The organism is Enterococcus sp. DIV0802b, from assembly GCF_050543535.1.
GTDB classification, from domain to species: Bacteria; Bacillota; Bacilli; order Lactobacillales; family Enterococcaceae; genus Enterococcus_D; species Enterococcus_D entomosocium.
In genome coordinates this window covers 781,237-801,713 of the sequence record NZ_CP172941.1, presented here as the reverse complement: position 1 = coordinate 801,713, position 20,477 = coordinate 781,237, and the positions used below count along the sequence as shown (strand labels likewise).

Annotated in this window: 14 protein-coding genes; 4 read left to right on the top strand and 10 right to left on the bottom strand. The window is 39.7% G+C overall.

What is annotated here, in order from left to right; genetic code table 11:
* Nucleotides 1-68 precede the first annotated feature (68 nt).
* Genes IGJ12_RS03650 through IGJ12_RS03640 form a run of 3 tightly spaced genes read right to left on the bottom strand, consistent with a single transcriptional unit; the run spans nucleotide 69 to nucleotide 1,969 of the window.
* The gene (locus IGJ12_RS03650) at nucleotides 69-1,169 is read right to left on the bottom strand and encodes a PTS fructose transporter subunit IIC (RefSeq protein WP_008377165.1); all 1,101 of its coding nucleotides are present in this window, start codon (nucleotides 1,167-1,169) and stop codon (nucleotides 69-71) included.
* 18 nt (nucleotides 1,170-1,187) lie between these two features.
* Nucleotides 1,188-1,511 carry a PTS fructose transporter subunit IIB gene (locus tag IGJ12_RS03645; RefSeq protein WP_005237427.1) on the bottom strand — a complete coding sequence of 108 codons (324 nt, stop codon included), beginning with the start codon at nucleotides 1,509-1,511 and terminating at the stop codon, nucleotides 1,188-1,190.
* Entirely contained in the window at nucleotides 1,508-1,969 is a 462-nt protein-coding gene (locus tag IGJ12_RS03640) for a PTS sugar transporter subunit IIA (protein ID WP_016621827.1), read from the bottom strand. The genes IGJ12_RS03645 and IGJ12_RS03640 overlap by 4 nt, the downstream gene beginning before the upstream one ends.
* 247 nt (nucleotides 1,970-2,216) lie before the next feature.
* On the opposite strand from IGJ12_RS03640, the gene IGJ12_RS03635 reads away from it, so the two are divergent.
* The 3 genes from IGJ12_RS03635 to IGJ12_RS03625 all read left to right on the top strand — a co-directional run bounded on the left by IGJ12_RS03635 (nucleotide 2,217) and on the right by IGJ12_RS03625 (nucleotide 7,569).
* A complete protein-coding gene (locus IGJ12_RS03635; protein ID WP_430619364.1) occupies nucleotides 2,217-4,151 on the top strand; it encodes a BglG family transcription antiterminator in 1,935 nt (644 codons plus the stop codon).
* A gap of 251 nt (nucleotides 4,152-4,402) precedes the next feature.
* On the top strand, nucleotides 4,403-4,723 hold the full coding sequence (locus tag IGJ12_RS03630) for a DMT family transporter (RefSeq protein WP_430619363.1): 321 nt from the start codon (nucleotides 4,403-4,405) through the stop codon (nucleotides 4,721-4,723).
* A 224-nt stretch (nucleotides 4,724-4,947) separates the two neighbouring features.
* Nucleotides 4,948-7,569, top strand: a complete 2,622-nt coding sequence (locus IGJ12_RS03625) for an HAD-IC family P-type ATPase (protein ID WP_430619362.1) — start codon at nucleotides 4,948-4,950, stop codon at nucleotides 7,567-7,569.
* A gap of 89 nt (nucleotides 7,570-7,658) precedes the next feature.
* Here IGJ12_RS03625 and IGJ12_RS03620 read toward each other — a convergent pair whose 3' ends face one another.
* The 7 genes from IGJ12_RS03620 to IGJ12_RS03590 form a co-directional block, all read right to left on the bottom strand.
* Nucleotides 7,659-8,447, bottom strand: coding sequence for a MerR family transcriptional regulator (locus IGJ12_RS03620; RefSeq protein WP_176374326.1), 789 nt, complete (start codon nucleotides 8,445-8,447; stop codon nucleotides 7,659-7,661).
* Between the two features lie 251 nt (nucleotides 8,448-8,698).
* Entirely contained in the window at nucleotides 8,699-12,970 is a 4,272-nt protein-coding gene (locus IGJ12_RS03615) for a mucin-binding protein (RefSeq protein WP_430619361.1), read from the bottom strand.
* Nucleotides 12,971-13,497: 527 nt separating this feature from the next.
* On the bottom strand, nucleotides 13,498-13,863 hold the full coding sequence (locus IGJ12_RS03610; RefSeq protein ID WP_016622027.1) for a RidA family protein: 366 nt from the start codon (nucleotides 13,861-13,863) through the stop codon (nucleotides 13,498-13,500).
* Nucleotides 13,864-13,984: 121 nt separating this feature from the next.
* On the bottom strand, nucleotides 13,985-14,365 hold the full coding sequence (locus IGJ12_RS03605; RefSeq protein WP_008377151.1) for a DUF7006 family protein: 381 nt from the start codon (nucleotides 14,363-14,365) through the stop codon (nucleotides 13,985-13,987).
* Between the two features lie 322 nt (nucleotides 14,366-14,687).
* Nucleotides 14,688-16,190 carry a helix-turn-helix domain-containing protein gene (locus IGJ12_RS03600; protein WP_430619360.1) on the bottom strand — a complete coding sequence of 501 codons (1,503 nt, stop codon included), beginning with the start codon at nucleotides 16,188-16,190 and terminating at the stop codon, nucleotides 14,688-14,690.
* A gap of 350 nt (nucleotides 16,191-16,540) precedes the next feature.
* On the bottom strand, nucleotides 16,541-18,817 hold the full coding sequence (locus tag IGJ12_RS03595) for a MucBP domain-containing protein (RefSeq protein WP_430619359.1): 2,277 nt from the start codon (nucleotides 18,815-18,817) through the stop codon (nucleotides 16,541-16,543).
* Nucleotides 18,818-19,207: 390 nt separating this feature from the next.
* A complete protein-coding gene (locus IGJ12_RS03590) occupies nucleotides 19,208-19,681 on the bottom strand; it encodes a DUF1456 family protein (RefSeq protein ID WP_086299161.1) in 474 nt (157 codons plus the stop codon).
* Nucleotides 19,682-19,939: 258 nt separating this feature from the next.
* On the opposite strand from IGJ12_RS03590, the gene IGJ12_RS03585 reads away from it, so the two are divergent.
* On the top strand, nucleotides 19,940-20,389 hold the full coding sequence (locus IGJ12_RS03585; protein WP_005237438.1) for a DUF305 domain-containing protein: 450 nt from the start codon (nucleotides 19,940-19,942) through the stop codon (nucleotides 20,387-20,389).
* The last annotated feature ends 88 nt before the right edge of the window (nucleotides 20,390-20,477 follow it).

Genomic DNA, 20,477 nt, shown 5'->3' with positions numbered 1-20,477 from the left:
AGCGTTCTTGAAAAATCACCTGCTCGTGCCTTTTCTTTTGCTACTATTTAGCTAATCAGCCTTGTTGCTTAATTTTCAAAGCTCACTTCAATATCATCGAGGGCAATATCTTCTGTTTGTTCTTCTTGCTTATTGAAATTCACGAATAAAGGCGCGACAAAACCGATGAAGGCTGCTCCTGCAAATAGTCCAATCAAATACGCCCAACCGTTTCCAACAGTGAAGAAGCCGTATATTCCCCCAACTGGCGGCATTTTGTCATACATTCCTAATGCGATCCCCAAACCAGAAGCGATTGCTCCTCCCAACATGTTGATCGGCACAAGCCGTAATGGATTGACTAATGTAAAAGGAATTGCTCCTTCTGTGATTCCGATGAACCCCATAATAAAGTTATTACGCCCAGCATCCAGTAGCTCTTTGTTGAATCGATTTTTGTGGAACAAAGTTGCTAAGGCATATCCAAATGGTACCGCACAAATCGCAACATTCACGATGATAGCTGGCAAAAAGACCCCTTCCGCTAGTAACACATTTCCTGCCATCCAAGCAGCTTTGTTTACAGGTCCCCCTAAGTCAGAGCCAATCATTGCCCCCATGATGACTGCCAGTAAAATTTTGTTAACGTCATTTTCAATCATGGTTCGGATCCATTCAACCAAACTAGTATTGATCCACGCCAATGGCTCAGAGAGTAAGGCGCCCATGACGATTGCTACAGACAATGTAGCAATCAAGGGTAAAATTACCAGCGGCATCACCCCAGCAAACGACTCCGGTAATTTGATATGTTCTTTCGCCCACTTCACTAAGTATCCTGCTAAGAACCCAGCAATAACTGCCCCTAAAAACCCAGCATTGGTGCTAGAAGCGACTGCACCACCGATAAAGCCGGCACCTAGCGCAGCCTTATCTCCAACAGAATACGCGATAAAACCAGCCAAGACAGTATTGATCAAGCCGATTCCTGTCCACCCTACTTGTTCAATCAAATAAAGCGCATGTTTAAAGCCTTCCGTGTCAGCATAAGGATCTAAGCTTGTGATCCCCATACCAAGAGCAATCATTTTCGGAATGGCAACAACCAGTGAAGCACCAATAATCAATGGCAGTACAAAACTAATTCCACTCATCAAGTGGCCTTTTAAATCTGCTAGAACTCTTTTCATCATCCTTGCCTCTTTCCTTTAGTTTGCGTTTCTTTGTTCAACAGCAGCGACACATTTCTTCAGCACCGCTTCCGGTGCTTTGATACACGTATTGATATTTACTCGAATTTGCGGTTTTCCTTCAAACCGTTCCATCCCAACAACTTTTTGGTCAGTCGCTAAAAGCAAGAAATCTGCTTCTTTTGCTTCGGCTGCAGTGATCTCATTGACTTGCCCTAACGAGCCTTGCTGTTCGATCTTGACCTCATAGCCAAGTTTCGCACCAGCTTTTTCTAAAGCTTTTGCCGCCATCGGTGTATGTGCCAATCCTGCTGGACAGGCGGAAATCCCTACTATTTTCATATAATTTTCTCTCCCATCATTTCCTTTTTGATTAATTCTGCTAAATAAGCTTTGTCTTCTGATTGTTGAATCTGCTGGATGAATGTCTCTTCAAGCAATGCGGTTGCTAGACGACTCAGCATTTGCAGATGCACCGTTCCTTCATCTTTTTTAGGGACCATCAAAGCAAACACATTTTTGACTGCCGAATCATCGAAAGTTTCCCATTCGATGGCTTGCTCTAAACGAATAAACAAAACGGTCGGTTCCAAAACCGGTTCAGCTTTTGCATGTGGAATAGCAAAGCCTTCTTGTAAGCCGGTTGAATATTGAGCTTCCCGTTCAATGAATGCCGCACATGTATCTGCTGCATTGGTAACGATCCCTGATTCATAGGCATGATGTGCAATCACGTGAAACAGTTCTTCTTTTGATGTAACAGCCACATTCAAGAGAATATTTTTTTCCTGAAAATCCATCTCATCTGCTCCTTTCCTTTATTATGAAACCATTAGCGTAATTCGTGTGGTTTATTTTCTGTACACGTTTAATTTACGGTTTCTGATTCACGATGTAAACACAACAAATTTCCAATTCAAGTGGCAATCATTAGTAAAGCGTTTTCCAAAATGATTGCCAACTCTTCTGGAAATTTTCGGTACTGGTGAAGCATTTCCTTCTTATTCTTTCTATTGTATGATGAGAAAGAGCACGGAGGTGAAACAAGTGTCAAAACTTGCTTATCAACGATTAGATGATCTAATGGAAGTATTAACTAGACAAACGGCGCCGCTACCAATGAAGGAGTTAACGAAAAACTTCTCGATTTCTGAGCGAACGGTTCGGACCGACATTGCAAATTTGAATGATTTGTTAACAAATGTCGGTGCCTCCATCAAGTTGATTCGAGGGCAAGGCTATTTGTTGTCTATTGGTTCAAAAGAACAATTTCATGACTGGTGGACTGAAAGTATGTCAACTACCGAGTCCTTTCTGACTACGAGTGAAGAACGACAAGCCTATCTACTTTTCCTTTTATTTAAGAATGAAAACCCTTTATCCTTAGATGATTTTCTTGATCGATTATTTATTAGTAAAAACACCTTTTACTCATACTTAAAAACGGCTCGAGACAATTTAGCGACCTATCAATTAAAAATAGTAAATCGTCCAAATATTGGCTTTGAAGTCTTGGGTAACGAATTCGCCAAACGCCAAGCAATCAGTGATCTGTTGATTGAAAAAGATCTCCAAGAGTATTTGGTCGGCTTCACGGAAATGGAACTTGAGTTGTTTGATAAGATTGATCTGACCCGTTTGCAAGAATTGTCATTAAATCATCTGGCGTCCTTAGACTTGTTAGACTCTGACTACTATCATAAAAACATTCTTTCTCATTTTGCTTTAGCAATCAGTCGCTTTATAGCCGGTCATCAGATCAACGAATTTCCCTTGCATGTGCCCGCGCTCAAAAAAGATGCCCAGAAAGTTGTAGGTCACTTCTTAGAAGAAATCGATCATGCATTTGATATACAATTGACTGCTGGAGAAAAACAATACTTCATTTACTATCTCGCGATGAATGCACCACGTTTAGTTGAAACAGGTGATGCAAGCGATTCTTCCACGAAAACTGCAAAAGCCATTGTGGAAGAATTATTGACTGCGATCAAACAGACGTCAAACTATGCATTAGAGACAGACAAGATGCTAATAGAAGATCTGACATCTCATATTGAGGGCTTTATCAATATGAATCTAATGGATGCACGCCGTAGCAATCCATTGCTGGCAACGATCAGAAAATCTTTTCCACAGGCTTATGATTTATGTTTGACTCATTTAGAAACGGTAAGCCTGAAACACGGTTTTTATTTTTCTCCTGATGAGATCGGCTATATCGCTTTGCACATCGCAGGTGCTATGGAAAGGAGTTCCATCAGAAATCATCATAAACATCGCGTCATCCTTGTTTGCGGAACCGGTCGAGCCATGAGTCGTATTATTGAAGCGAAAATTATCAAGCACTATCAAGAAACGATCGAAGTCGTTGATCGCTTTTCTTACGTCGAGCTACAACAATGTGATCTTTCTGCGATTGATTTTGTGATCACAACCGTTCCATTAGAACAATTTTCGGTTCCCTCTATTTACATCAACATGGCCAAGCTAGATAAAGAAATTGGCAAAATCGAACCGTTCATTGAAACGCTCAGTGAAACAAAAGACGGCATCTATTCATTGTTTCAAAAAGCATTTTTTCTTCATGAAAATCATGCAGATAAAGAAACCTTACTAAAAAAAATGGCGCAGCAATTGTACCAAAAAGATTTTGTGCCCCAAGATTTTTATGACAGTGTGAAAAAACGAGAAGCAATCAATCAGACCAATATTAACGAGTGGCTTGCTATCCCCCACCCCATGACATTGATGGCAAAACGCTCAGCCGTTTCAGTGGCGATCATTCCTGATGGTGTTGATTGGGGAAATGGTGATTTGGTTAAATTTGTCTTTCTCTTTGCGATTCAAAAAGACGAATATGAAGATACCGAAGAAATCTATAGTCTTTTATTAGAATTGATGGATCGTGAAGATATTCAACAAGCAATTTTGCAAAAAAGTGACTATCACCACTTTTTGAACTGTATCAAGCAATTATAAAAGGAGCTGGGGAATCCAGCTCCTTTTGTTGATTCTAACTTTTGTGAAATGCATGCAAACTATGGTTAGTAAATGAAAAGATCCTGAATTCAGAGAGTTTGACAATCTCTCCCTTTTCAGCTAAGATTTTATTATTGTTACATTAATTGAATATCCAAAACACCACCGGGTGATAGAAGTGTTTGGTAAACTCATTAGGTCCTTGAAGAGTTTACTGAATGCTTATTTTTTTTTGAGGAGGAGAAAAAATTATGACATGGATTTATTTACTTTTAGGAGGATTTTTTGAGGTCGCATGGGCATCTACCATGAAACTGAGCAACGGGTTTAACCACTTTTGGTATAGTATTTTAACAGTCATCGGAATGCTTTTCAGTTTTGGCTTCTTGGCTTTAGCGGTCAAAAACCTACCATTAAGTATCGCTTATCCTGTTTGGACAGGGATAGGTGCGGTGGGATCGATTATTGTGGGGGTCGTGTTCTTTAAAGACCAGCTATCCCTTCTGACTTGGGTTTTCGTCGTCTTATTAATAGTTGGTATTTTGGGCATCAAGTTTACCAGCGGACATTGATTTAGCCATTTGATAATAGTTTTGCTAGCCTTTTTGTAGATACCTTCATCAATCAAGCGCCTTGACTCCTATAACGAAACACGGAGCCAAATCGCCATTTTCAGCCCATCTAAAGAATTTTTTTTGCAATTAGCCTATAGGTAAAAAATATTTTCAAAAAACGTTTGACCTTATAGTCACTCTAACCTTTATGCTATTCATGTAAAGAAAACGGAGGGAAAATAATGAAACAATGGCATAATTTGGATATTGAAAAGGTGCAGTCAGCGACAAGTAAGACGCTTATCACAAATGAGGTACGTAAAGCGTATCAAGAAAAACACGGGAAAAATAAATTACAAGCATCAGAAAAGACACCCGAATGGAAGAAGTTTTTATCTTACTTCCACGATGCGTTAATGTATGTCTTGATCGGTGCAGCTGTTTTAAAATTTATTACGGGAAGTTTAGTTGAAGGAGCGATCGTTTTACTCGTTGTCGTTTTAAACGCAATGATTGGTTACTACCAAGAGAGAAAAGCAGATGATTCACTATCTAGCATTTCAAAATTACTTAGTTCAAAGGCGACAGTCGAATCTGAAAACGGACGTCTTTCAATCGATGCAGAAGATTTGATTCCAGGGGACCGTGTTTATTTATCACCTGGTGATGTTATTCCTGCTGATTTGCGTATGGAAACTGTGAATCAACTAAAAATAGATGAATCGATTCTGACTGGAGAGCCTGATGCAGTCGTAAAAACAACTGCTCGTTTAGAGGGGCAAATAGCACTTGCTGAACGAACCAATATGGCGTATTCAGGTACGCAAGTACAGTCAGGAACTGGAAAAGGGCTCGTTGTTGAAATTGGCTCGGACACTGAGATTGGTAAAATCAATGCTTCTTTAGCAACCATTGAAGTGAAAGAAACCCCTTTATTGAAAAAAGTGAACGAAATGAATCATGCTATTTTTAAAGGGATCGGCGTCTTTATCTTCTTATTAGGATTGATCAGCTACTTCATTTATGGCATGAGTCCGATGTATATCGTGTCAGCAATCATTGCTTTGATCGTTTCTTCTATTCCTGAGGGATTGCCTTCTATCTTGACGATTATTCTGTCTTCCGGCGTGAAAAATATGTCGGAGCAAAATGCGATCGTAAAGGGATTGCCTACTGTCGAAACACTTGGCTCAATGACAGTCATCTGTTCTGATAAAACAGGTACTTTGACCAAAAACGATATGACCCTTACCAATGTGTTTTCTAATAATCAGGTAACAGTGATTGATCATGAAGGCCAAACAGATTCTTCGAACAACGAACTGCTAGCCAAAATCATGCAAAACTGTCAAGAAACACAGAGTTTCGATGATCGCCACTGTCCAGTGACCGGAAATGCAACAGAATTAGCTTTATTACGTTGGACCAATCGTATTGGCACACCGCGGATCAAGAGTCTAGAAACATTACCTTTTGACTCAAAATATAAGTATATGGCAGCAAGCCATTTGATCAATGGGAAAAAGCGGATTTTTGTAAAGGGTGCTCCAGATATCGTTTTAAATAAAGCGACTGCTGCACATATTGATGGGCAGATAGCGGAGTTTGATCATGCACAGTGGGAAAAGATCAATTTGGCTTTTGCTTCAGAGGGACAACGAGTGATCGCGTTTGCTTATAAAGATGTAGATACAACGACTGAATTGACTCATGAAGAGATGGACGAGCTCGTAATCATCGGATTAGCTGGCATTATCGATCCAGCAAAAGAATCAGCGATCGAAGCGGTAGCAGATTGTAAAAAAGCCGGGGTCAGAGTCGTAATGATCACCGGGGATCACCCAACGACCGCAAAAGCGATTGCCAAAAAATTAGGAATCGACCATTCTGAACGGGCAATCACTGGAACTGAATTGGATCGTTTATCCACAGATGAGTGGCAAAGAGTGGTAAAAAATACTAATATTTTTGCCCGAACGACACCTGAGCATAAACTGATGATTGTTACTTATTTACAAGAACAAGGCGAAATCGTTGGAATGACTGGTGATGGGGTCAATGACGCACCCGCACTTAGAAAAGCAGATGTAGGGATCGCCATGGGAATTAAAGGAAGCGATGTTAGTAAACAAGCTGCCGACATGATCCTCATTGACGATAATTTTGAAACGATTGCAAAAGCAATCAAAGAAGGCCGTCGAATTTTTGATAATTTAAAAAAGACGATCCTCTTCTACTTGCCAACCTGTCTGGCCCAGGGGCTTTTGCTGATCGTTTCTATGTTGGGAAATCTTCCTTTACCACTAAGCACAGTGCAGATTCTTTGGTTAAATCTAGTTGCGTCAATTACACTCTCCTATGCGTTAGGTTTTGAACCAGCTCACAAAATGATCATGAATCGAGCACCTCGTGATATGAAAGAAAAAATCATTTCCAAATATACACTCTTTCGAATCGTTTATGTCGGCCTACTCTTGACCTTCTTCGGCTTTCTAACGATGAATGCATTCGGCGACGAAGCTGTCAGACAAACCGTTTTGATCAATGCGATCGTTTTCGGTCAAGCTTTTTACATGATCAACTGTCGTGAGATCACGGATTCAGCCTTCAGTAACAAAATCAAGCAGAATAAAGCCTTGATTTACTCATTACTTGTTATGGCGATTCTCCAATTAGGAATGGTCTATTTTTCACCATTGCAAAGTATCTTACAGACCACCTCTTTAACTTTATCCGAACTGCTTATCAGTGTTATCCCAGCAACTCTACTTTTCTTATTAGTAGAATCTGAAAAGCACGTAACACGAGTCATTCTAAAGGAAACTACTCCCACCTACTCAATGGATACCAAAGTAGAGAAATAAGAACAGTTCTATTTCATAAGTCATCTTATCGATAAACTTGCTGAATCACTAAGTACCAATAGATACGTTTCTCCTTGATCGATTCCGTTTTAATCGGGTTGATCAAGGAGAATTTCTATTTTACTCACGTATTCTTCCGGTAAATTCGTCTCATGAAAATCAATCAAGTAGAACTCATAAAAATTTCCTTTCGCGACCAGTCTATTTTTCTTTAGGTAACTTTTTAGTTCTGCTAAAGCAGCTAAGCGCTGCTTATATGTGCCCGTATAATAAATAGCGAGATACTCTCCTGCAGGCATTGTAAATGCCTTCTCATCTGCCAAATCGTTTGTCAGACAATAGAAAACTTGATGCCTAAATGCGTCTTCGTGCGGCAGTAAAATCGTTCCGAAAACATTTTGATTATTGGCATGCAGTTCTTTTTCAAATTGTTTGTGCAGGCGTTTAAGTTCAAAGTACAAGTCTTTCCCCATTGTGTCTTTCTCTTGACTTAAAACAAGGTACCGTTCTTCATAAAATGTACGTTCAATTTCATGGTTTTGCTTTTTTTCAGCGTAGACAAGCAAGTCAATTCGCTCTTTTAACAAATCTTGTTTCTCTTTTAACGCATGGATTCTATCTTCTAATTGCTCCATCTCGAAATGAAGGATTTCTTTAGTCAGCGCTTTATTCTTTGTATCCAAGTAGTTCTTAATTTCCTCAAGTGACACATCAAAAAAACGCAGGTCTCTAATGGTATTTAATCGCTCAATATCCTCGTATGAGTAATCTCGATACCCATTCTCAGTATAGTTGGGTGATAGCAAACCAATTTGTTCATAGTACCTAAGAGTATGTGGTGTGATATCATAGTTTTCACTCACTTGTTTTATCTTCATAGTTCCATCCCTCCCTTTATCTTTCATAGCGTGTCTCTGTCACAAAATCATATCATAATTTTCTTCAGAAAACGAAGGAGTTTTTCTATTGAAGTGGTCAGAAGGTTTGGTGTGTGATAGTACTTGAACAAGCTTCAAATCATAATGAAAAGACTGCTGATAAATTTCCAAGATTAGTATGGGAAATTATCAGCAGTCTTCTACTTCGCCAGTATTCTATTCCATTTCATAAGAAAGCTTTTTCTGATTTCTTATTTTCGTTTCTGTCTTAAGCGTCTTAAGAAAAATGCTAGCAGGGATGATACCGCCATAGTCACTCCAGCGTATAATATGAAGGGTTCCTCTTTCTCTCCTGTTTTTGGAAGACTTTTTTCACTCGTGACTGTTCTTGTTGTTTCTGATACGTTAGTCGTTATTTTCATATCAGTAGACGGTGTGTTATCATCTGTTTTTGTCTGATCACTTGGCGTGTTGCTCGACTCTTTTGATGAGTCTGTTGGATTGGCTTCGTCTGTTGCATTTTTTATATACGTCACAGTCAGCTCCGTATCTTCATCTTCTGCAGTCATTCCTGTTTGTTCTTTGACTGTCGTCAGGTCTGCCGTGTAGCCCTCAATTTGCTTGCTTTTCACCTCATCAAATGTCGTGTCACCATTTGTGGCTGTCCAGTCAGTATATGCGACTTCACCAGTCAGCAGATTGGTTGTTTCCGTGCGTGTATAGGTTAAGGTTTCCGTATAACTTTCTGCCGCTTGGCTACCATCTTCATAAACATAATGTATCGTCCGCGAAACCTCTTTGCTTTCCTCTTTCGTTTCCGTATTTGCTTTGTAGATCACAGTCAACTCGGTATCTTTTGCATCGGGTTGAATATTCGTAATTGCTTCGATTAACTCATTATCTGGTGTGCAATATTCAATCATTGGGCTGGAAATTTCAGCAAAAGTCGTGTCGTTGTCTTTTGCCTTCCATTCGCCATAGGTCACTACACCAGTTGCCAAATTCTTTGCTATCACCCGGGTGAACGTGACTTTATCGGTATGATCGTCCGCCGCTTTGCTACCATCTTCATAGACGTAATGAATCGTTTGCTTGACTTCCTCAGTTTCTGTTGCGGTTTCCATTTTTGGCACATACGTAACGGTGACTTCGATGTCTTGATTATCAACCGCTACTCCTGTAACTGCTTCGATCGTTTCCTTATCGACGGTATAGTTCTTAATCTCAGGACTCTTCACTTCGTCAAATGTCGTATCGTTTTCTTTGGCTTGCCATTCTCCATAGATCTTGTCACCAGTTGCTTCATTCGTTGTCACTGTGCGTGTAAAGGTCACCGTGTCTACTTTGTCTGGGGCTGCTTCTTTGCCGTCTTCATACACATAATGAACCGTTTGTTTGACCTCTTTGGTTTCTGTTGACTCAGTCATATTTGGTGAGTAAGTAACAGTCACTTCACGATCTTTGTCCTTTGCTGTCAAACCTGTGACTTTCTCAATGCTTGTTTTGTCTGCATGATAGTTCTTGATCTCAGGACTCTTCACTTCATCAAATGTTGTATCATCACCTTTGGCTTGCCATTCTCCATAGGTCTTGTCACCAGTTGCTTCGTTGGCGGTGACCGTCCGCGTGAACGTGACCGTGTCTACTTTATCTGGCGCGGCTTCTTTGCCGTCTTCATACATATAATGGATCGTTTGTTTGACCTCTTTGGTCTCCGTAGATTCGATCATATTTGGCGAATAAGTGACAGTCACTTCGCGATCTTCTGATTCTGCAGTCAGACCTGTGACTTTATCAACCGTTTTTTGGTCCGCATTGTATTTGTCAATTTCTGGACTTAACACTTCATCAAACATCGTATCATCATCTTGGGCTTGCCATTCGCCATAGGTCTTGTTGCCAGTTGCTTCGTTCGTGGTGACCGTTCGAGTGAACGTAACCGTGTCTACTTTGTCTGGGGCGGCTTCTTTGCCGTCTTCATATACAAAATGGATCATTCGTTTGACTTCTTTGGTTTCTGTTGACTCGGTCATATTTGGTGAGTAAGTAACAGTCACTTCACGATCCTTGTCTTCTGCTGTCAAACCTGTGACTTCCTCGATGCTTGTTTTGTCTGCGTGATAGTTCTTGATCTCAGGACTCTTCACTTCGTCAAATTTCGTGTCATCATCTTTCGCTTGCCATTCGCCAAAAGTTTTGTCACCTGTTGCTTCATTTATTGTGACAGTTCGTGTAAAAGTAACAGTGTCCGTTTTGTCTGGCGCGGCTTCTTTGCCATCTCCATACACATAATGGATCGTTTGGTTGACTTCTTTGGTCTCCGTAGATTCGATCATGTTTGGCGAATAAGTGACAGTCACTTCGCGATCTTCTGATTCTGCAGTCAACTCAGTGACTTTCTCAACCATTTTTTGGTCTGCATTGTACTTGTCTATTTCTGGACTTAACACTTCATCAAACATCGTGTCATCATCTTGGGCTTGCCATTCGCCATAGGTATTTTTCCCTGTTGCTTCATTCGTTGTCACTGTGCGTGTAAAGGTGACCGTGTCGACACTGTCTGGCGCGGCTTCTTTACCATCTTCATACACATAATGGATCATTCGCTTGACTTCTTTGGTCTCCGTAGATTCGATCATATTTGGCGAATAAGTGACGGTTATTTCGAAATCTTCTGATTCTGCCGTCAAATCTGTGACTTTATCAACCGTTTTTTGGTCTGCATTGTACTTGTCTATTTCTGGACTTAACACTTCATCAAACATCGTGTCATCATCTTGGGCTTGCCATTCGCCATAGGTATTTTTCCCTGTTGCTTCATTCGTTGTCACTGTGCGTGTAAAGGTGACCGTATCGACATTGTCTGGCGCGGCTTCTTTACCATCTTCATACACATAATGGATCATTCGCTTGACTTCTTTGGTCTCCGTAGATTCGACTATCTTTGGCGAGTACATGACAAATTCTTCAATATCTTCTGAATCGGCCTTTACATCGATAACTTCATCGATAAACTCCCTGTCTGTATAGTAGTTGACTATCTCTGGACTTTTGACTAAATCAAATATCGTATCATCATCTCTTGCTTGCCATTCACCAAAGGTTTCTTCGCCAGTGGCTAGATTCGTCCTTACTTCTCGAGTAAATTCAACTGTGTCTACTTTATCTGGAGCAGCTTCTGTACCGTCTTCATGCAAATAGTGAATGACTCGTGCGACAATTTTTCTTTCCTCATTACTTTCTATTTTAGGACTATAGATATACGTGACCGTTTGCGGAACATTGCTAAAGACAATTTTTTCCTCTCCTTGAACTTCCTTCAATGTATAGTTAGGGATCTCCTCAGGAACAACTTCAATTAAATCGCCAATATTTCCGCCAGTCAATACATTAGGTGGCAATAATTCATTACCATCTTCATCTAGGTAATTGACTGTGACTGGTGCTCCTTCAATAAACCGAGGCTGCCATACATAGGTGTCAGCCATCGTCGCGCCATCATAGGTCAACACTAATTCCTCTGATTTTAATATATGTTCACCGTATGGCGCATCTATGGTACCTGTCCCTACATTTTGCCAGTAGCCGGTATAATAACTTGAATTCCATCCGTACATCCCACTGGGGTCAACCAAGTTCACCGGATAGGAATTGCCTGGCCAATTGTTCCACCCAACAAAACTGAATTTTGGTCCTAATGTTAATTCTCTTAGATAGCGTACATTTGCTAAAAACTGGTTCATCCCAGCACCCAAAGAATTTATGACACCGGTACTATCAACGTTCGATAAATCTAATGTAGATCCGCTATAGCCATAAAACATACTATTCATCGTGGTGGCTTGACTCGTATCAAGATAAGTCAGCCCAACAATCTCATTCAATTGAGAGGGTACAGTGCCATAGTGGGAGTAGCTCTCGAACAAACCTGCCACATCGGCTGGCAGAATGACGGGCGCAGTGAGAATAACTTTTTTTATGACCATATTTTTAAGTTCTTCCGTTAAAGGAATCACTTGGTCCACCGCCGTTGTCAATGTACCTGCTCCCACAGTCAAAACCCCTTCAATATCTAATGTGGCTGGAGCGGTTCCCCAGTTACCTGACCAAAGGATATTTTCTGCTTCCGCTACTTTTGTTTTCGACTCCTCATCAGATGTTGTACTGCTCTCAGTGGCTTCTGGCTCACTGGAGGATTCTGTCATTTGCTCTGTGGATGGTTCCACTTGATCTTCACTTGCTTGCGATGACTCTGTTGACTCTTGTTCCCCTGTACTTTCTACTACTTGGGTTTCTGAATCGACGTTTTCTTCACCTGTAGCTTGTTCGACTATTCCTCCTTGTTGTTCAGATATGAATTCATTTGTACTACGTGTTACTTCTTCTGTCGTTGAAGTGCTGATCGTTTCAGCTGCTGCCGGAACACTGATAATTGCTTGCGTGATCAATGGGCTGCCTAATATAAAAACAGAAGAACTAATCAGAATACGTGATAAAAGTTCTTTCTTCGCTGGTTTTTTCATTGCTTTTCCCTCTTTCAAATTAAGTAAATAAGATCAGCTACACTCTCTCCAATTAAAAAAAGCTGCCCATTGACAACTACTTCTTACATCTATGTAATACGTTCGCTGACTCATTCCTTATGACTGCATTATTGCATGGTTTTCAGGGACGAACACGACAATAATTGTCATGAAAATGACAAAATAAGTCCTATTTTATAAAACGAAAATAAAGAATATGAACAACTGTGTCTCTGAAAGTGTGCACAAAATAAAAGAAATATAGCTTAACTTGCTTCCTAGAACTGGTTCACACTATGTTTACAAAGCGTTCGGAGTCCTCGTAAAAAACTTTGGGTTTATCCGATCAATCCAATTATCTCGAAGGAAAAAATAGCTGTATAGAGATAAAAAAAAAGAGACTGGATATTCAGCCCCTTTTGTTTATCATTCTTATTCATAGAAACAGCCAAGACGCCCTTGATCTTCTCCCCTTATCCTACGGCTAACAAGCAAAAACATCGAAGCCCATTTTGATTTCTAGGTACTTACTTTCCCTGATCTTCCTTAAAGGCAATGGCATCGATTTGAAAAAGAATGCCTACCTCTCCAGAATGAGCGAAAGCTGTCTGAATTGATTTTCTAACCGGAAATTTCCCATGGAAGGTTTCTTTCAAGATCTTCTCCATCACTGGAATATCAAACACATCTTTAAAAAGTACATCCATTTGAACCACATTTGCAAATGTCAAATCGACTAATTTCAAACGTTCTTCTAAATGATTCAATGCCCCTACAATCTGTTGCTCTATTGGCTGCCCGATGTTCCCCACGCAATAGCCCACGAAAACAAAATTTCCCGCTTCAATCACACCTGAAAGTGCCCAGTCCTCATTGATATCGTATCGCTTCATTCGTTTTGTTTCCCCTTTCTATTTATTTTCATAATAAAAACCATGTCTGTTAATTGACTTGGTCATATTATTGCTTTTTTTGTCTTTGAGCGTCAATCCGTACATTCCAACTGATAAATTCCTACTCCACCGAAAAATGCAAGGAATGAGGGGTTGGGGCGATCAATGTCAGCCCGCACCTTTCTTTAAAGTAAGTCTTGCTGTCTTCTTTTGCCACTTGCAAGATTTCCGCTTCAGTAAAAGGCACAACACTGTCACTGCCTCGAAGCTCACTACACTCTAAAATAATCAAAATCTCTGCTTCAAGGGTATTGATTTTCGCAAGCTGTTCGAAAAAATTTTTTTGATTGATTTCTTGAATCGCCATGCGAATTTCTAAACAGTTTCTATGGATTTTTTCTTTGATTTTTCCATACTCATCTTTACTGAAAAGCCGTTCAGATTCCTCAATATAAAAGTTCAAATATTCTTGCAATGTGTGGATTTTAAATGGTTCCTCCATCTCCAGCACCTCCTGTATTTTAATGGTTGATTCTTATGTAAAATGATTTATTCCAGTCTTGTATGTCTGTATTATCACACGGTTTTTAGCTGGAAACGCGTCAATATGTGACTGATTAAATACAAAATACGTCCTGTTATATAAATACTGATTCTAGTTAGTACAGTTCATTTACATAATCACCTTTATCTCCGAACATACTTTGCAAGCTATAGAAGGTGTGACACTGTTGTTCAGCAAATTTCTATCCTCTGGCTATAAAGAAAAACAGGCAGTCCTCTCAGATTTGAGAATACTGCCTGTTTGCTGAATCTTGGGTAAATCAATCATTTTCATTGTATTTTTTATTGGAGGTATTCTGAAATGTTTCCACCGCTTCAATTAGTTCCAGCCACCGGTCACCGGTTGGAAAGCTATTCCACTTAAAAAATTGGACGTTTGGATTTTGGTCCAAAAAGGCTTGCCGATCAACTGGATAATCGGTCACCACAAAATCTGGTTTTTCTGAAACGAAAGCGAGGGTATAGCCAAACCAGCGTTTCAATCGTTCTTTTTGTCTGATTTCTTGAATTTTTCCAAATTTTGATTCATGAAAGATGCGGACTGTCGTTCGATCGATTTTTGCTACAATTGAAAGAAGCATGCTGTATTGAAAAAGCAGTCGATTATTGGAAGCATACATGGTAGTAAAAATTGGGGATTGTTGGGCTAACGATTGGTACATCTCCTGCACGAGTGGAAAAATTTTGGGAAAGACTCTGCGATAATCTTTATCCGTTGTCGTTTTTCCAAAAGCATCAATTTTATTTTTCGACGCAAAGAGGAGTGACACAGAATGAATGTTCAAGGCATTAACGAAAAGATACTCGATCTCCCCTTCAGGGACGAGAAAGATCTTCTGAGCAGTTTTTGCAAACAGTCTTGCTGTTGCAATTGATCCTTCCGAGAAGTGATCAACAACTCTTAGTTGGCTAGGAATCTCTTCAGGCAAATACGTCGTCATCACAGAAAACATATAATATAAGAAGAGAAACTCTGTTTCTGGAACGTCACTTAGAATCAAGTTAGCGTTTAGCAATGGTTTTATGAGCTCTTCTTTGAATTGCTCGTAGGAAATCGTGTGATGGACCATTTTCTTCATCTCTTGAGGAATCTCTTTTACCGGAAAACCTCTTTTAAAACGATAAAGACTTAGTGCAAGCAGTTGGATAAATTTTTCCTGATCGATACCGCGATAAAAACTAGGATAACTTGTCAACTTCTCCTTCAATGCACGAACACTTTGCTTCGACAATCCAATATAACGCACATTCGTCGCATCATAGATCTGCCAATACATGATATGGAAAAAATGACGAATTCGGTATTCTTCCGCTACAAATAACGGTTTCTTTTTTAAATTCAATTTGATTTGATAATTCTCAAGAATCGTTTCTACTTCCTTGAGCTTTCTTTGAACCGTGCGATTACTGACATAATGTTGTTGGGCGGTTTCTTCCAAAGACACGTATTTATCACTAAAGAGTCTGTCTAAAATTTGAAAGGGCATACTTTCTGCTAACATAACCGAATAGAATTTTGACAACAAAAAATTAGGCGCAAAATCAAGGGCTAGCTCCCTTCCTTCTCGCATGTCGATTTCAAAAAAAGGGTATGATTTTTGTAAGTCTCTTGCACGCTCAAAAACTAAAACGATTCTTCTTTTTGATAAATGCACATGATACGCAAGGTCACTCAATAGTTCACGATCAATGGCATGTTCAAAAAAATACGCAAATAGCTCATAGACATCTTGATCCAATTTAGTTAAAAGAAATTTATACATAGTAATACCTCTTAACTTTAGTTTTACAGTAATTATACTCTTTTAAACGTGCATTTTCATTTCCTAGGTGTTGATTCATTCGTTTCTCTCAATGAAACATTCTTGCTAAATAATTCTGTTATTCGAGATTGTCTTGGAACGTTAGTCTGATAAAGAATCAGAGTCTCAAATGATCAGAAATTCTTTGAGCTACTGGGAATAGTCAGATAAAATCCATTCAAAGATTAAGGAGACGAGGAAACCGTCCAATCCATCCTACAAAAAAGGAGTGGATCGCCCCACTCCATAAAAGGTTAACTTTTTAAACCAATCGTCCATTCTGGACATATTTTACTCTTTATAGAGAAGCTTTAATTCTCAGTTTTTCTTTTTCTTCGCCAAATTGCTAAGAAAGAAAATAGAACAATGATCGTTCCCAAAAAGCCCATGATTCGTTGACCTGTTAGTTGTTCTCCTGTGGCAGGTAATTTACTTTTCCCGTTGGTTTGTGTGTTGGTTTGTGTGTTCATTTGATTGTCTTTGTTTCCTGATTTATCCTCTTTTTCTGCTTCAGGGGTTTTGTTTTCTGATTCAGGCGTATCTGCTCCTGAATCATCCTCTGGTTTATTCTCTTTTTCAGCACCGTACACATAGATGACTTCTTGTGCGGTAGTACTGAACATCCCTTTGGCATTGCTTGGTATTTGAGAAACCGTCCAGCCTGAAAGTTCTTTGGCTTCACTCTCATACGGCAAACCTACTTTGCCGTTCAGAATCGTTGGTTCGGCTAACTGATTGCCTTCTGTATCTTCGTATTTTACCGTCACTGGTGCAGCATCACTACGTTCATACACATAGACCACTTCTTGCGCGGTGTCGCTGAAGATGCCTTTGGCATTCGCTGACGTTTGAGTCACCGTCCAGCCTGAAAGTTCTTTGGATTCACTCTCATACGGCAAACCTACTTTGCCGTTCAGAATCGTTGGTTCGGCTAACTGATTGCCTTCTGTATCTTCGTATCTTACCGTCACGGGTGCGGCATCACTACGTTCGTACACATAGACCACTTCTTGCGCGGTGTCACTGAAGATGCCTTTGGCATTGTCGGGTGTTTGGGCTACATACCAACCAGAAATAGATTCTGACTTGCTCTCATACGGCAAACCTACTTTGCCGTTCAGAATCGTTGGTTCGGCTAACTGATTACCTTCTGTATCTTCGTATTTTACCGTCACTGGTGCAGCATCACTGCGTTTGTATACATAAACGACTTCTTGCGAGGTATCACTGAAAGTACCTGTTTTATCCCCTTGGATTTCTTTCAATGTATAGCCAGCAATCGGCTCTTCTTGTGTCGTATACGGTTCACCAACAACCCCTGATAAAGTGACGTCTGGTAACAATGTCTTTTTATTTTCATCAACATACTTGACGGTCACATCTTCTGCAGTATTCACATACTTCACTGGTATTTGATAATTCACTAAATATTGAATGGTACCTGTACTAGCAGCTCTCTCGGTGGATAAACGATTAGGAACAAGAGAAGTGATTGATAAATAATCAACATTGGCGGGAATATTTTTAAATTGAATCCCTTCTTCAGTAAGTTCAAACCCATCATTTTCATATAAGGGAAAGATATAGCCATTTTTATCTATCCCCCGAATCGAATAAGAATACTTTTTGTTGGACAAAGAAGAGAGCAACGCATTTCCTTGGGTATCAACCATCATACGGTCTTTATAAAGAACATCAGATTGGCCGTCTTTTACTAACATTGGCTCTAATAGTATTTTCTCCTGAGTCATAATAGATAGTTGGGAATTTTGATGGTGTTCTGCAGATAGCTCTAACTTAGAAAAATCCGTCATGCTACTTGCATAGACCGTCAGATAATCTGTAACCCATCCACTAAGATATTGACCAACCCCAATTAATTCTTGGGCTGTCAAATAGGCATCATAATTTCCTATGTGGATATTTGAAAAAGATCCTTTTGGAAAAATTTGTGCTAGTACATTAGGACGGGTAAACAATGTTGCATTGTCCGCCATAGTGATTTTGGGAACATTCGCAGCAATAATAGACGTCGTATATAACGCTTGTAAGTTGCTAGCGTATTCTAAGCCAGTAAAATCGACTACTGTGTCTTTGACTAAAGAAGAAAAATCTAGCTGTTTTAGATTCGCCATATCTTCTTGAGTGATTGTATCAACTGTTTTGTTTAGCTCTTTCGCTACCTCATTTTGCAAATTCTTATCCGGCATCCAAGCGTCCAATGGAACGCTGCGATCAGAGAATGCCTCTTTCATTTTTGCTGACGATTCGGTTGCCAAGCTAGCTGTGTCTTCACTTGAATCAGGTAGTTTTTTTTCTGTCCTTTCCGTCGAGCCATTTTTCTCATCATCATTAAACACTTCTTGCGATTCTGAGTTACTTGTGGTGTCCCCGTTGAATTCTTCTATACGAGAAGAAGCGACTGTTTCAGTAGTCTCCTCCACTTTTTCTAATGTTCCTAGTGTCGTTATTTCCTTGTTTGATGGAATGGTTTCCTGTTCCTCAGCCATAACTTGTGCCAAAGGTGCCAACACAGGCTGACTTAACAAGATCGCCAATGACAAATAGCCCCAAAATTTCCTTTTCATAACATTCTCCTTTTATATTCGTTTAAATACGATACGCTTTCCTATCTTTCACCTATCTACAAACTTCGCCTTCTGATGATGGTGATGACTTGTTAATTACAACTTTTAGACACAGGATGCTCCTGTTCATTTTGATAGTATTGCATGGTTCATCATTCTGAACACGTCAACATTTGTATCAGAAATGACCAAACTTGTCAGGTTTCAACGAACAGGTTATTCAAACAAACAGATCGTTCACTTAACCTGCTTCTTCATGCTCCAAGCTTGGACTCGGTCAGTGTTCCAATCACTGATTTAAATTGTTATTTTTACACACATAAAAAGAGACACATAACATGCATCTCTTTAGGCGCCCCATTGTAAGTTCAGTCTATTATTGATTTTTTACTAGTTATCCCGATACTCGATCGTCAATCCTTTTAAAAAGTTGCGGGCATATTTGTCTAAGCATGGCTTGTAATTGCGATGGCCTTCTTTGCGTAAAATGGCGCCCAGTTCACCTTTTGAAACCGTAACTCCCGCTTGCTCGAAAATGTTCAGCATTTCATCCGTTGTTAGGGAAAGGGCGATTTTTATTTTCTTCAGCATCAAATTATTCACATTGCCATTGTTCAACTCTAAGACAGGTTCTGCAGCATCTGACTTTGTTCCTCGTTGCGAGCGAATCAAACCATTTAAGAAACGCTCAAAGGCTTCATTGGTACACTCAATCTCGTAGGTCTCAGGGTCTTTTTTCTTCAATAATTGTCTTACTTCTTCTTTCGTGAAAGAAGCGCCGCCAAGTTCAAAAATTTTCACCATGTCAGTATCTTTGATATCCAAAGCATAGCGTAAACGCGTCAAGCGATCATTGTGATTCATTCTATACACCATCCATTTCTTAGGTTGATTATAACAAATAAACCTAGACGAGTAATCCCGTTTTCGCTTTTTTACTCTAAGAACCCATTGTTTTCGTTCAAATGTATATCGCTTCTCTCATTCTACTTCCTCCGCTATACTTGATTTAGGGAGTAAATTTATTCTAACAAAACAATAAACAAAAAAAAGCATCTGGTACGATGATGTTTTGGATTGCTTTATTGTTTTTATTTTGTATACAAAAAGGAGAGGAAAGAAATGAAGAAGTATGGGAAATTTTTGGTAATGATTGGGGTATCGACGGTGATTATGTTTTGTATGATGTATTTCAATGTCTATGCCCTCGATCATATTTTTTTCAGCCAAACCCGCCTGTTTATGGCACTTATGATGGGCGCGATGATGGCGATCATCATGCTATTGTTTATGTGGAAGATGTATGACAACAAGAAAATGAATATCGGCATTCTAGTTGTCAGTGTTGCACTCTTTTTTAGTTCACTTTTTATGGTCAGAAGCCAAACTGCCGTGGGAGATACAGCCTGGATGAAAGCCATGATTCCCCATCATTCGATTGCGATTCTAACCAGTAAAAATGCCGATTTGTCTGATCCAAGAGTAAAAGAACTTGCAGAAAAAATCATCGACGCACAGGAAAAAGAAATCAAAGAAATGAAAGAATTGATCGAAGAGTTAGAAAACAAATAGCAATTTTATGTGCTCACTTAAAGAACCAGCAGATCAACTTTTTCCTCACGGATGAGAAGCCCTTCAAGCAATAGCTGAAGGGCTTCTT